At 67.6% G+C, this 13854-nt stretch carries 12 protein-coding genes; 6 read left to right on the top strand and 6 right to left on the bottom strand.

Features of this window, described 5'->3' with window-relative positions; genetic code table 11:
* Positions 1 to 387: 387 nt before the first annotated feature.
* The 4 genes from katG (at position 388) to ubiA (ending at position 4545) form a co-directional block, all read left to right on the top strand.
* Positions 388 to 2574, top strand: a complete 2187-nt coding sequence (katG, locus tag BTE28158_RS15615) for a catalase/peroxidase HPI (RefSeq protein WP_124902674.1) — start codon at positions 388 to 390, stop codon at positions 2572 to 2574.
* A gap of 99 nt (positions 2575 to 2673) precedes the next feature.
* Positions 2674 to 2829, top strand: coding sequence for a hypothetical protein (locus tag BTE28158_RS15610; protein ID WP_170296459.1), 156 nt, complete (start codon positions 2674 to 2676; stop codon positions 2827 to 2829).
* Positions 2830 to 2924: 95 nt separating this feature from the next.
* Positions 2925 to 3413 carry a Dps family protein gene (locus BTE28158_RS15605; RefSeq protein WP_059608283.1) on the top strand — a complete coding sequence of 163 codons (489 nt, stop codon included), beginning with the start codon at positions 2925 to 2927 and terminating at the stop codon, positions 3411 to 3413.
* Positions 3414 to 3672: 259 nt separating this feature from the next.
* Positions 3673 to 4545, top strand: a complete 873-nt coding sequence (ubiA, locus tag BTE28158_RS15600; RefSeq protein ID WP_059608284.1) for a 4-hydroxybenzoate octaprenyltransferase — start codon at positions 3673 to 3675, stop codon at positions 4543 to 4545.
* Positions 4546 to 4641: 96 nt separating this feature from the next.
* Here ubiA and proC read toward each other — a convergent pair whose 3' ends face one another.
* From proC to BTE28158_RS15570, 6 genes are all read right to left on the bottom strand, one after another.
* Positions 4642 to 5454: a pyrroline-5-carboxylate reductase gene (proC, locus tag BTE28158_RS15595; RefSeq protein WP_151050823.1), complete on the bottom strand. Its 813-nt coding sequence runs from the start codon at positions 5452 to 5454 to the stop codon at positions 4642 to 4644.
* A 50-nt stretch (positions 5455 to 5504) separates the two neighbouring features.
* Positions 5505 to 6203: a YggS family pyridoxal phosphate-dependent enzyme gene (locus BTE28158_RS15590; protein WP_124624919.1), complete on the bottom strand. Its 699-nt coding sequence runs from the start codon at positions 6201 to 6203 to the stop codon at positions 5505 to 5507.
* Between the two features lie 116 nt (positions 6204 to 6319).
* Positions 6320 to 7546 carry a glycolate oxidase subunit GlcF gene (gene glcF / locus BTE28158_RS15585; RefSeq protein ID WP_059608286.1) on the bottom strand — a complete coding sequence of 409 codons (1227 nt, stop codon included), beginning with the start codon at positions 7544 to 7546 and terminating at the stop codon, positions 6320 to 6322.
* A gap of 7 nt (positions 7547 to 7553) precedes the next feature.
* On the bottom strand, positions 7554 to 8642 hold the full coding sequence (glcE, locus tag BTE28158_RS15580) for a glycolate oxidase subunit GlcE (protein WP_059608287.1): 1089 nt from the start codon (positions 8640 to 8642) through the stop codon (positions 7554 to 7556).
* 150 nt (positions 8643 to 8792) lie between these two features.
* Positions 8793 to 10286 carry an FAD-linked oxidase C-terminal domain-containing protein gene (locus tag BTE28158_RS15575; RefSeq protein WP_151050825.1) on the bottom strand — a complete coding sequence of 498 codons (1494 nt, stop codon included), beginning with the start codon at positions 10284 to 10286 and terminating at the stop codon, positions 8793 to 8795.
* Positions 10287 to 10324: 38 nt separating this feature from the next.
* Entirely contained in the window at positions 10325 to 11734 is a 1410-nt protein-coding gene (locus tag BTE28158_RS15570; RefSeq protein WP_124624927.1) for an FAD-binding oxidoreductase, read from the bottom strand.
* A gap of 140 nt (positions 11735 to 11874) precedes the next feature.
* Here BTE28158_RS15570 and BTE28158_RS15565 point away from each other — a divergent pair, with 140 nt between their 5' ends.
* Together BTE28158_RS15565 and hmpA are read left to right on the top strand one after the other, a co-directional pair.
* Complete coding sequence (locus tag BTE28158_RS15565; RefSeq protein ID WP_124902664.1) at positions 11875 to 12426, top strand: cob(I)yrinic acid a,c-diamide adenosyltransferase; 552 nt, start codon at positions 11875 to 11877, stop codon at positions 12424 to 12426.
* Between the two features lie 63 nt (positions 12427 to 12489).
* Positions 12490 to 13731 (top strand): NO-inducible flavohemoprotein, encoded by a 1242-nt coding sequence (hmpA, locus tag BTE28158_RS15560; RefSeq protein ID WP_477021228.1) that lies wholly within the window; start codon positions 12490 to 12492, stop codon positions 13729 to 13731.
* Positions 13732 to 13854 lie beyond the last annotated feature (123 nt).

The raw sequence follows: 13854 nt of genomic DNA, 5'->3' as shown, positions 1-13854 counted from the left end.
CACACTGAATGCAGATGTCAAAGGAGGATGTCATGATGCGGTCGGTATTGCAGCACGCGCAGCGGAACATCCCGTCGCGCGACGTGGTCGTAAATCGCGCGAGGGCAGCGGCCCGAAGCCTGCGCCCGATAGCGTTCGCGTATCTGGCGGACCGTGTGTATGGCGGATGAGTGCCGCGGCGTCCCGGTTCCGTGTTCCCCCGACTCACCGCCATTCAGCCATGAGGGAGCATTGCATGTCCGAAGTCCCGCAGCCCGCATCGAAGGCAACTCCGCCTGACACCCCGTAGCACGACAGGACCAACCTGTTCCGTTTCATCCCCCTGCAATGCTCCACGAACCGCGCCCGGCAAGTGGGGGCTTACGAGCAAGTAAAGGAGAAAAAAGCATGTCGACCGAATCGAAATGTCCGTTCAACCATACGGCGGCCGGCGGCACGTCGAACAAGGACTGGTGGCCGAACCAGCTCAATCTCAACATCCTGCATCGGCACTCGGCGCTGTCCGATCCGATGGACAAGGATTTCGACTACGCGGAAGCGTTCAAGAAGCTCGACCTCGCGGCGGTGAAGCGCGACCTGCAGGCGCTGATGACGACTTCGCAGGACTGGTGGCCGGCCGACTTCGGTCACTACGGCGGCCTGTTCATCCGGATGGCCTGGCATAGCGCCGGCACGTACCGGACCGCCGACGGCCGCGGCGGCGCGGGCGGCGGGCAACAGCGCTTCGCCCCGCTGAACAGCTGGCCGGACAACGGCAACCTCGACAAGGCGCGCCGGCTGCTGTGGCCGATCAAGCAGAAATACGGCCGCAACATCTCGTGGGCCGACCTGATGATCCTGACCGGTAACGTCGCGCTCGAATCGATGGGCTTCAAGACCTTCGGCTTCGCCGGCGGCCGCGTCGACACGTGGGAGCCGGACGACGTCTACTGGGGTTCGGAAAAGATCTGGCTGGAACTGAGCGGCGGCCCGAACAGCCGTTACTCGGGCGACCGTGACCTCGAGAATCCGCTCGCGGCTGTGCAGATGGGCCTCATCTACGTGAACCCGGAAGGCCCGGACGGCAACCCCGACCCGGTCGCGGCGGCACGCGATATCCGCGAGACGTTCGCGCGGATGGCGATGAACGACGAAGAAACGGTCGCGCTGATCGCCGGCGGCCATACGTTCGGCAAGACGCACGGCGCGGGCCCCGCATCGAACGTCGGTCCGGAACCGGAAGCGGCGGGCATCGAGCAGCAGGGTCTCGGCTGGAAGAGCACGTACGCATCGGGCAAGGGCCGTGACGCGATCACGAGCGGCCTCGAAGTGACGTGGACGTCGACACCGACGAAGTGGAGCAACGATTTCTTCAAGCACCTGTTCAGCTACGAATGGGAATTGACGAAGAGCCCGGCCGGCGCGCATCAGTGGGTCGCGAAGGGCGCCGACGAGGTGATTCCGGATGCGTTCGATCCGGCGAAAAAGCATCGCCCGACGATGCTGACGACCGACCTGTCGCTGCGTTTCGACCCCGCCTACGAGAAGATCTCGCGCCGCTTCTACGAGAACCCGGCCGAGTTCGCCGACGCGTTCGCGCGCGCCTGGTTCAAGCTCACGCACCGCGACATGGGCCCGCGTGCGCGCTATCTCGGCCCGGAAGTGCCGGCCGAGCAACTGCTGTGGCAGGACCCGATTCCGGCCGTCGACCACGCGTTGATCGACGCTGCCGATGTTGCCGCGCTGAAGGCGAAGATCCTCGCGACGGGGCTGAGCGTGTCGCAGCTCGTGTCGACCGCATGGGCGTCCGCATCGACGTTCCGCGGTTCGGACAAGCGCGGCGGCGCGAACGGTGCGCGCATCCGCCTCGCGCCGCAGAAGGACTGGGAAGTCAACCAGCCCGCGCAGCTTGCGAAGGTGCTCGAAACGCTCGAAGGCGTGCAGAAGGCGTTCAACGATGCGCAGACGGGCGGCAAGAAGGTGTCGCTCGCCGACCTGATCGTGCTGGCCGGTGCGGCCGGCGTCGAACAGGCCGCGAAGAATGCGGGCGTGGCCGTGACGGTGCCGTTCGCGCCGGGCCGGATGGACGCGTCGCAGGAGCAGACCGATATCGAAGCGATGGCCGTGCTCGAGCCGGTTGCGGACGGTTTCCGCAACTACCTGAAGAGCGCGTACAAGACGCCGGCGGAGGCGCTGCTGGTCGACAAGGCCCAGCTGCTGACGCTGAGCGGGCCGGAGCTGACGGTGCTCGTCGGCGGCCTGCGTGTGCTCGGCGCGAACGTCGGTGACGCAAGGCACGGCGTGTTCACCGATCGTCCGGGCTCGCTGACCAACGACTTCTTCGTGAACCTGCTCGACATGGGCACGGAGTGGAAGCCGGTGTCGGCCGCTAACGACGTGTTCGAAGGGCGCGATCGGGCGACGGGCCAGGTCAAGTGGACGGGTACGCGCGTCGACCTGATCTTCGGTTCGCACTCGCAGTTGCGTGCGCTGGCCGAGGTGTACGGCAGCGCGGACGCGAACGAGAAGTTCGTGCGCGATTTCGTCGCGGCCTGGAACAAGGTGATGAACCTCGACCGTTTCGACCTCGCGTGAATGTCGCGATGCGGTAACGCAGTCACGCTGTAACGTGAAACGGCCGGTCGCACGACCGGCCGTTTTTTCTTCCAGGATCTTGTCGAAGGAGTGACGACCATGACGCAAATGATGCTGAACATGCGCACCGCGTTCACGCCGGCCGAGTGGGCGCGGCGTATCGTCGGTTTCGCGATCGTCGTCGGCGGTGCGGCCGAGCTGGCCGCGCAGGCGCTGCACGCGCTCGCGCCGCTCGTGTCGAGCGCTGGCGGCTGAGCGCGGCGAGTCCCGAACGGGTGCCGTGCAACGCGGCATGCGGATTGCTCGACGCATTTTCTCCGGTTCAACATTTCGAATGAGGAGTTCCGAAGATGGCCAGGAAAGGCAACGCCACGCAGATCAACATCGGCATCAGCGACAAGGACCGCAGGAAAATCGCGGATGGCCTGTCGCGCCTGCTTGCCGATACGTTTTCGCTGTACCTGAAGACCCACAATTTCCACTGGAACGTCACGGGTCCGATGTTCAACACGCTGCACCTGATGTTCGAAGCGCAGTACAACGAACTGTGGCTCGCGGTCGACTCGATCGCCGAGCGCATTCGCACGCTCGGCGTCGTCGCGCCGGGCACGTTCGCGGATTTCGCGAAGCTGTCGTCGGTGCCGGAAGCGAACGGGGTGCCGGGGGCGGAAGAGATGATCCGTCAGCTCGTAGAAGGGCACGAGACGGTCGTGCGCACCGCGCGCGAAATCTTCCCGATCGCCGATGCGGCGAGCGACGAGCCGACCGCCGACCTGCTGACGCAGCGCCTGCAGACGCATGAAAAGACCGCGTGGATGCTGCGGTCGCTGCTCGCGTAAGTTCGATGCGGCCGGTATCGGCGGGCAGTCCGACCTCAAACCGGGCCAGGTTGCCTGCATCGGATTGAATTCCGCCTGCCCGCCGGTGCATGTCCGCCGCACATCTGTCCCTGGATTGGCGGCGGGACTGCCCCGGCCGCTTGCAGCGGGCCGGAGCGGCCGACGCGCGGGCCGCGCCACCCGGCCGCGGGCCATCCCGACATGACGCGAACCGTGCCTCCGCTCTAAAATGCCGGGATTATCTTCCCGGTGCTTCGCCATGCTTGCCCGCTTTCCCCTGTATCTGCGGCTCGTCCGGATGGACAAGCCGATCGGCAGCCTGCTGCTGCTCTGGCCGACGCTCAACGCACTGTGGATCGCATCGGACGGCCATCCGCGCTGGCCGCTGCTCGTGATCTTCGCACTCGGCACGCTACTGATGCGCTCGGCCGGCTGCGCGATGAACGACTATGCCGACCGCGATTTCGACCGTCATGTGAAGCGCACGGCCGATCGGCCGCTGACGTCGGGCAAGATCCGCGCATGGGAAGCCATCGCGATCGCGGTGGTGCTGTCGTTCATCGCGTTTCTCCTGATCCTGCCGCTCAACACGCTGACGAAGGAGTTGTCGGTCGTCGCATTGTTCGTCGCCGGTTCGTATCCGTTCATGAAGCGATTCTTCGCGATTCCGCAGGCGTATCTCGGCATCGCGTTCGGCTTTGGCATCCCGATGGCCTTCGCGGCCGTGCAGGACACGGTGCCGATGCTCGCGTGGGTGATGCTGATCGCGAACATCTTCTGGTCGGTCGCGTACGACACCGAATACGCGATGGTCGATCGCGACGACGACATCAAGATCGGGATTCGCACGTCCGCGCTGACGTTCGGCCGCTTCGACGTCGCGGCCGTGATGGCATGCTATGCGGTGACGCTCGGCATCTACGTATGGATCGGCGTGACGCTCGGCTTCGGCCTCGCATACTGGGCCGGCTGGGCGGCTGCGGTCGGCTGCGCGCTGTATCACTACACGCTGATCAAGGGGCGCGAGCGGATGCCGTGCTTCGCGGCGTTCCGGCACAACAACTGGCTCGGCGGCGTGCTGTTCGCGGGAATCGCCGCGCATTACCTGCTGGCGGGTGCGGCCGGCAACTGAAGGGGCCGCGCGCCGATGCGCGATGCCAGCAAAAAAAAGCGGCCGAGGCCGCTTTTTTTGTTGCCGGCGCCGTAAGCCCGGCGGCGGTCGCCGCGCTTACGCGCGGCCGAGCTCGTCGCCCATTTCCTTCGCGCGTGCCTCGGCTGCGAGCGCGCCGCGCACGATCGCATCCTTCACGCCCTGCGCGTCGAACGACGCGAGCGCGGCGGCCGTCGTGCCGCCCTTCGACGTCACGCGCTCGCGCAGCACGCTTGCCGGCTCGCCCGATTGCGCGGCGAGTTGCGCGGCGCCCGCGAACGTCGCGACCGCAAGCGCGCGGCCCTGTTCGTCGTTCATGCCGAGGCGGCGCGCGGCTTCCTGCAGCGCCTCGATGAAGTAGAACACGTAGGCCGGGCCGCTGCCCGAGATTGCCGTGACCGCATCGAGCTGCGCTTCGTCGTCGAACCACACGATCTCGCCGACCGCGCCGAGCACGTTCGACGCGAGCTCGCGACCGGCCGCGTCGACGCCCGGCAGCGCGGCGAGACCCGTCACGCCCATGCCGACCAGCGCGGGCGTGTTCGGCATCGTGCGCACGACGCGCGCGTAGTCGCCGAGCCAACGGGCGAGGTCGGTGCCGCGGATGCCTGCCGCAATGCTGATCACGAGCTGCGATTTCAAATGCGGCGCGAGCGCTTGCGCGACGTCCTTCAGCGCCTGCGGTTTCACCGCGAGCACGATCGCGTCGTAGTCCGCGAGCGTCGCGTCGATGGCCGCGCCGGTGCGGATGCCGAACTGCTGCGCCGCGCGCGCGCGGGCGTCCTCGTTGACGTCGATGGCATACAGGCCGTCGGCGGCGACGCCGCGCTTGATCAGGCCGCCGATGAGGGCCGCGGCCATGTTGCCGCCGCCGATGAATGCGATTTTCATGATGTCAGATTGAGCAGGTGATTGAACGGAAAGGCGGAAAAGCGCAGCGCTCAGTGCGAATAGTCGCGCGCGCCGAAGATCGCGGTGCCGACGCGCACGATCGTCGCGCCTTCGAGCACCGCGGCTTCGAGATCGGCGGACATGCCCATCGACAACGTGTCGAGCGGCAGGCCCTCGGCGCGCAATGCGTCGAACAGCGCGCGCAGCGCGCGATGCGGCACGCGTTGCGCGTCGATATCGCCAGCCGGTTCGGGAATCGCCATCAGGCCGCGCAGCCGCAGCGCCGGCAGCGCGGCGATCGCGCGCGCGAGCTCGGCCACGTCGGCCGGCGCGACGCCGCTCTTGGACGCCTCGCCGCTGATGTTCACCTGCACGCACACGTTGAGCGGCGGCAGGTGCGCGGGGCGTTGTTCGGCGAGGCGCTGCGCGATCTTCAGCCGGTCGACCGAATGGACCCAGTCGAACCGTTCGGCGACCGGGCGCGTCTTGTTCGATTGCAGCGGCCCGATGAAATGCCATTCGAGGTCCGCGCGCAGGTCGGCGAGCGCGTCGATCTTGTCGATCGATTCCTGCACGTAGTTCTCGCCGAACGCGCGTTGTCCGGCCGCATGCGCGGTGCGGACGTCGTCGGCGGGAAAAGTCTTCGACACGGCGAGCAGCGAGACGGTGGCGGGATCGCGGCCGGCCGCGCGGGCGGCGTCGGCGATGCGGCGGTGAACGGAGTCGAGACGGGCGGCGAAGTCGGACATGACGGGCACGGAAGCAGGCACGGGGAACGAGTACGGCAGCGAGTACGGTGACGAATGCGGCACGGCACGCGCCGCTTCGAATCACCCATTATACGGACGCCGCCGCAGGCGCCGTGCTAGCCGTACAGCAGATGCTCGACGAGCTGGATCCAGTGCGCGACGGGAATCTGCGTGCCGCTTTGCAGGTGCGCGATGCAGCCGACGTTGCCGGACACGATCATCTGCGGCTCGAGCGCCTGCAGCTTCTGCAGCTTCTGCTTGCGCAGCCGGTACGACAGCGACGGCTGCGTCAGCGAATAGGTGCCGGCCGACCCGCAGCACAGATGGCTGTCGGCCGGCAGCCGTACGTCGATGCCGAGCGTCTCGAGCAGGCGCTCGACCTTGCCGCGCGACTGCTGGCCGTGCTGCAACGTGCACGGCGGGTGATACGCGACGGTATGGATCGCGCGGCGTCGCGCGAGCGTCGAGATCTCGGCCTCGAACGCGAGCAGCACGTCGGAGATGTCGCGCGTCAGCGCGACGATGTGCTGCGCCTTCTCCGCATAGGCCGGATCGTCGCGCAGCAGGTGCGCGTATTCGAGCACCGTCGCGCCGCAGCCCGATGCATTCATCACGATCGCCTCGGCGCCTTGCGCGACGTACGGCCACCACGCGTCGATGTTGCGGCGCGCGTCGTCGAGCGCTTCGTCGTGATAGTTCAGGTGCAGGCGGATCGCGCCGCAGCAGCCCGCGTCGGGCGCGACGATCGTCTCGACACCGAGCGCGTCGAGCACGCGCGCGGTCGCGATGTTGATGTTCGGCAGCATCGACGGCTGCACGCAGCCGGCGAGCATCAGCATCTTGCGCGGATGCGTGCGCTGCGGCCATTCGAGCAGTCGCGTGCGCGGCGGCACCTTGTCGCGCAGCCGTTTCGGCAAGAGCGGCCGCACGTGCTGGCCGAGCCGCATGATCGGCGAGAACAGCGTCGCGTTCGGCACGAGACTCGCGAGCAAGCGACGCACGAGCCGCTGCTGCACGGGGCGCTGCACTTGCGCTTCGACGTGCTTGCGGCCGATCTCGACGAGCCGGCCGTACTGGACACCCGACGGGCAGGTCGTCTCGCAGCTGCGGCAGGTGAGGCAGCGGTCGAGGTGCTGCTGCGTGCTGCGCGTGACGGGCGCGCCTTCGACCATCTGCTTGATCAGGTAGATGCGGCCGCGCGGGCCATCGAGTTCGTCGCCGAGCAGCTGATAGGTCGGGCACGTCGCGGTGCAGAAGCCGCAATGCACGCACTTGCGCAGGATCGCGTCGGCCTCGTCGCCGTCGGGCGTATTGCGGATGAAATCGGCGAGGTTCGTTTGCATCGAGCCCTCAGAGGTCGGGGTAGAGCCGGCCGCGGTTGAAGATGCGCGCGGGATCGAACGCCGTCTTCAGCCCGCGGTGAATCTTCATCAGCGGCGCGGGCAGCGGCGTGAACACGCCCGCGCTGCGGTCGTAGGAATCGCCCGCGCGGAACAGCGTCGCATGGCCGCCGGCCTGCTTCGCGCTCATGCGCACCGTCTGCGCGTCGGCATCGGTGATCCACCAGCGCTGCGCACCGCCCCATTCCATCAACTGGGTGCCGGGCAGGTGCATCGGTTCGGTGATCGACGGCAGCGCGAGGCGCCACAGCGCATAGCCGGGCGGAATGCCGTTGAAGAACGGATCGGTGTGCTCGCGCAGGCCGGCCCAGAATCGCTCGGCCTCGACCGCGTCGACGACTTCGCCGCCGAGCAGCGTCTTCGCCGATTTCACGGCGGCCTCGGCGCCCGACAGCCGCAGGACCAGCGTGCCGTTGCGCCAAGCGCTCGCGCTGACCGGCAGCGGATGGCCGCCCCATTCGTTGAGCTTGCGCACCGCGTCGGTCGCGGTCACCTCGAACTTCAGCGTGACTTCGGCGACCGGCACCGGCAGCACCTTGATCGACAGGTCGAGCATCAGCCCGAGCGTGCCGAGCGAGCCGGCCATCAGCCGCGACACGTCGTAGCCGGCGACGTTCTTCACGACCTGCCCGCCGAAGCGCAGCACTTCGCCGCGCCCGTTCATCAGCGTGACGCCGAGCACGAAATCGCGTGGCGCGCCGCAGGTCGCGCGGCGCGGGCCCGCGAGGCCCGCCGCGATGCAGCCGCCGACGGTGGCCGCGCGGCCGAAATGCGGCGGCTCGAACGGCAGCATCTGGCCGCACTCGGCGAGGACGGTTTCAAGCTGCGCGAGCGGCGTGCCCGCGCGGACCGTGACGACGAGCTCGGCCGGATCGTACGACACGATGCCCTGAAACGAGCGCGTGTCGAGTATTTCGCCGTCCAGCGCCTGGCCGTACCAGTCCTTGGTGCCGCCGCCGCGAATCCGCAGCGACCGGCCGTCGGCACTGGCGGCACGGATGCGCTCGGCCCATCCGGCGACGATGTCGTCCTCTTCCATGTTCTGTTGCTGCCTCGTTGTTGTCCGGTCGATTGTACCGGGGTGGCGCGAATCCACATCGCGACTATCCCTAAGCCCCGTATGACGAAGGCATGCAGCCGCCACGCGCACGGCCGGCACGGGCCGCGCGACTGCGTGACTGCGCGGCGCTCAGAAGCGCGGCAGGTCGGGGTGCGGCAGCAGCCCCCCACGGACGTGCTGGCGGCCGTACTCGGCGCAACGCGCGCGGGTCGGGATGCCCTTGTCGGGGTTGAGCAGCCCGGCCGGATCGAATGCGCGCTTGACCGCGAAGAACGCATCGCGCTCCTGCGGCGAGAACTGTACGCACATCGAATTGAGCTTTTCGATGCCGACGCCGTGCTCGCCCGTCACGCTGCCGCCGAATTCCACGCAGCATTCGAGGATTTCCGCGCCGAACTGCTCGGCGCGGTGCAGCTCGTCCGGATCGTTCGCGTTGTAGAGGATCAGCGGATGCATGTTGCCGTCGCCGGCATGGAACACGTTGATGCAGCGCAGCCCGTAGCGTGTTTCGAGTTGCTCGATGCGCGCGAGCAAGGGGCCGATCGCACGGCGCGGCACGGTGCCGTCCATGCAGTAATAGTCGGCGGAAATGCGTCCCGCGGCAGGAAACGCGTTCTTGCGGCCGGACCAGAAACGCAGCCGCTCGCTTTCGTTGCGCGACACCTGGATTCGCGTCGCGCCATGCTCGCGCAGCACGGCCGTCATGCGGACGATTTCCTCCGCGACTTCCTCGGGCGTGCCGTCCGATTCGCACAGCAGGATCGCCTTCGCGTCGAGGTCGTAACCCGCGTGCGTGAACGCCTCGACGGCCTGCGTGGCCGGCTTGTCCATCATCTCCAGCCCGGCCGGGATGATGCCCGACGCGATGATCGCGGCGACCGCCTCGCCGCCCTTCACGACATCGTCGAAGCTCGCCATCACGAGCTGCGCGGTCTGCGGTTTCGGGATCAGCTTCACCGTGACCTCGGTGACGATCGCGAACATCCCTTCGCTGCCGATCATCACCGCGAGCAGGTCGAGGCCCGGCGTGTCGAGGCCGAGTGAGCCGAATTCGACGATCTCGCCGTCGATCGTGACCGCGCGCACGCGCATCACGTTGTGCACCGTCAGCCCGTATTTCAGGCAGTGGACGCCGCCGGAATTCTCCGCCACGTTGCCGCCGATCGTGCAGGCGATCTGCGACGAAGGATCGGGTGCGTAGTACAGCCCGTACGGCGCGGCCGCTTCCGAAATCGCGAGGTTGCGCACGCCGGGCTGCACGGTGGCGGTGCGCGCGTACGGGTCGACCTCGACGATGCGCGTGAAGCGCGCGAGCGACAGCACGACGCCGTTGACGATCGGCAGCGCGCCGCCGGACAGGCTCGTGCCCGCGCCGCGCGGCACGATCGGCACTTCCATGCGGCGGCAGATCTGCACGATCCGCTGCACCTGCGATTCGGTTTCGGGTAGCGCGACCGCGAGCGGCAGCCGGCGGTACGCGGACAGGCCGTCGCATTCGTATGGCGCCGTATCTTCGTCGCGGAACAGCAGGCAATGCGTCGGCAGCACGGCCATCAGCGCCTGCACGACTTCGCGCTGGCGTTGCGCGCGGGTTGCGCTCGACAGTTCGACGGAAGCGTTCATGGGGTCTCCAGCGGGCGGCGCGGCAGCGCGCCGCCGTGTCAGCACGTGAAGATCTTGCCGGGATTCATCAGGTTGCGCGGATCGAGCGCGAGCTTGATCGCGCGCATCGCGTCGATCGCGTTGTCGCCGTGCTCCTTCGGCAGGAAGCGCATCTTGTGCAGGCCGACGCCGTGCTCGCCGGTGCAGGTGCCGCCGAGGCGCAGCGCGCGTTCGACGATCCGGTCGTTGATGCGTTCGGCTTCGTCGATTTCCTCGGGCTTGTCGGGATCGATCAGGATCGCGACGTGGAAATTGCCGTCGCCGACGTGGCCGACGATCGGGCAGGGCAGCGACGATGCGCGCAGGTCGACTTCGGTTTCCTCGACGCACGCGGCGAGTTGCGAGATCGGCACGCACACGTCGGTCGTCACCGCGCGGCAGCCGGGTTTGAGCTGCAGCATCGCAAAATACGCGTTGTGGCGCGCGGCCCAGAGCCGCGTGCGATCCTCGGGGCGGGTCGCCCATTCGAAGCCCTGGCCATTGTTCTGGCCCGCAAGCGTCTGCACGAGCTCGGCCTGCTCCTTCACGCCGGCTTCGGTGCCGTGGAATTCGAAGAACAGCGTCGGCGCTTCGGCGAGCGTCAGGTTCGAGTGGCGGTTGATCGAGCGTACCGCGAGCGCATCGACGAACTCGACGCGTGCGATCGGCACGCCGATCTGGATCGTCTCGATCACGGTGCGCACCGCGTCGCCCATCGACGGGAACGTGCAGATCGCGGCCGACACGGCCTCGGGCAGCGGATGCAGGCGTAGCGTGATCTCCGTGATCACGCCGAGCGTGCCTTCGGAGCCGACGAACAGGCGCGTGAGGTCGTAGCCGGCCGACGACTTGCGCGCGCGCGAGCCCGTCTTCACGACACGGCCGTCGGCGAGCACGGCGGTCAGGCCGAGCACGTTCTCGCGCATGGTTCCATAGCGCACGGCGTTGGTGCCCGATGCGCGGGTCGCGGTCATGCCGCCGATGCTGGCGTCGGCGCCCGGATCGATCGGGAAGAACAGGCCGGTGTCGCGCAGCGCTTCGTTGAGCGCCTTGCGCGTGATGCCCGGCTCGACCGTGACGGTCAGGTCTTCCGCGTTGATCGACAGCACCCGGTTCATTTCCGACAGGTCGAGCGAGACGCCGCCGCGCACGGCGAGGAGGTGACCTTCGAGCGACGAGCCGGCGCCGTACGGGATCAGCGGTACGCCGTAGAGCGCGCACAGTGAGACGACTTCGCGAACTTCATCGGCGTTGTGGGCGAATACGACGGCATCGGGCAGTTGCGGATCGAACGGCGATTCGTCGCGGCCGTGATGGGCGCGGACGGCGTCGGCGGTCGAGACGCGCTCGCCGAAGGCGGCGCGCAGCGCATCGAGCATGGCGGAGGGCAGCGGGCGGCGCGCGGTGGCCGGCGGGGCAGGGTGATTCACGAATGTCTCCTGACGACTGCTTGTCAAACTTTCGGCCCATTCTACGCTGTAACGCCCGCTGCGCCCGCCGCCGCGGGCTGCGATAATCGCGTTCCTAGGCAACCGGGCCGCATCGCGGCCGCGCACGAGAGGAGATTCGCATGGGCAACCGCTTGAGCAAGATCGCGACGCGCACGGGCGACGACGGCACCACGGGTCTCGGCGACGGACGGCGCATCGGCAAGGACGACGCGCGGATCGCCGCGATCGGCGACGTCGACGAACTGAACTCGAACCTCGGCGTGCTGCTTGCCGAGCCGCTGCCGGACGACGTGCGCACCGCGCTCGTCACGATCCAGCACGACCTGTTCGATCTCGGCGGCGAGCTGTGCATTCCCGGCCACGCGGTACTCGACGACACGCACCTCGCGCGCCTCGACCGGTGGCTCGCCGACTACAACGCGACGCTGCCGCCGCTGAAGGAATTCATCCTGCCGGCCGGCTCGCGCGCGGCGTCGCTCGCGCACGTATGCCGGACGGTGTGCCGCCGCGCGGAGCGCTCGATCGTCGCGCTCGGGCGGAACGACACGCTCAATGATGCGCCGCGGCGTTACGTGAACCGGCTGTCGGACCTGCTGTTCGTGCTGGCGCGCGTGCTGAACCGCGCGGGTGGCGGCTCGGACGTGCTGTGGGAGCGCGGGCGCGTCCGCTGACGCCCGGTAGCGTTTTTGCGCGCTGCGACAATTTGCCCGAGGGGCGTCGATTTTTAAAGATGTATCGTATGTGCATGTTTAACGGAGAAATCGAACATGACCCACATCACCGCTGACCAGATGGCTCGTGTGAAGGCCACTGCCCCTGTCCTCGCCGTGCACGGTGCGACGATCACGAAGCACTTCTACCAGCGCATGTTCGCGCGCCATCCGGAACTGAAGAACCTGTTCAACCAGACGCACCAGAAGACCGGCAGCCAGCCGGAAACGCTCGCGAAGGCGGTCTATGCGTATGCGGCGAACATCGACAACCTCGGCGCGCTCGGCGGGGCGGTGTCGCACATAGCGCACAAGCACGCGAGCCTGAACATCCGTCCCGAGCATTACCCGATCGTCGGCGAGAATCTGCTCGCGTCGATCGTTGAAGTGCTCGGCGACGCGGTCGACGCGGAGACGCTCGAGGCATGGCGTGTCGCGTACGGCCAGCTCGCGCAGATCCTGATCGGCGCCGAGGCCGACCTGTACGCGGGCGCCGCGTGGAGCGGCTTCCGTCCGTTCAAGGTCGCCCGCAAGGTGCGTGAAAGCGACGAGATCACGTCGTTCTACCTGACGCCTGCCGACGGCGGTGAGGCGCCGACCTTCGCGCCGGGCCAGTACGTCACGGTGAAGCGTTTCGTCGGCGACCTCGGCGTCGACCAGCCGCGCCAGTACAGCCTGTCCGACGCACCGCACGGCAAGTGGCTGCGCATCTCGGTGAAGCGCGAGGCCGGCCAGCCGGAAGCGATCCCGCCCGGCAAGGTATCGACGCTGATGCATGACGGCGTTGAGGAGGGCGCGATCGTCGAAGTGACCGCGCCGATGGGTGAATTTTCGCTGAAGCGCGGCGTCGATACGCCGGTCGTGCTGATCTCCGGCGGCGTCGGCCTGACGCCGATGGTGTCGATGGCATCGACGCTGGTCGGCGAAGGCAGCACGCGCGAGGTGCGGTTCGTTCACGCGTGCCGGTCGGGCGCGGTGCATGCGTTCCGCGACTGGCTGAACGATACGGTGCGCGAACATGCGAACGTGAAGCGCACGGTGCTGTACGAGCTGGTCGGCCCGAACGACCGGGTCCGCGTCGATCACGACCTCGAGGGGCGCTTGACGCCGGAACGCGTGAAGCAATACGCGCTGGTGCCGGATGCCGACTACTACGTCTGCGGCCCGATCGCGTTCATGAAGGCGCAGCGCGACGCGCTGGTCGCGCTCGGCGTCGCGCCGGAGCGCGTCAATACCGAGATCTTCGGTTCGGGCGCGCTCGAGTGAGCGCCTGACGGCGGCTGCTTGCCAACCAAAAAGCCCGGCGCGAGCCGTAATGCCGTTCAGTTAAGCGACTGAACGGCATTTTTGTTTTGGGGAAGGAATGGTTGTAAACGCTGCGCTGAGATG

Origin of the sequence: Burkholderia diffusa (assembly GCF_902499115.1) — a bacterium.
GTDB lineage: Bacteria > Pseudomonadota > Gammaproteobacteria > Burkholderiales > Burkholderiaceae > Burkholderia > Burkholderia diffusa.
The sequence above is the reverse complement of the archived record's forward strand: the minus strand, read 5'-3'. Positions and strand labels throughout refer to the sequence as shown.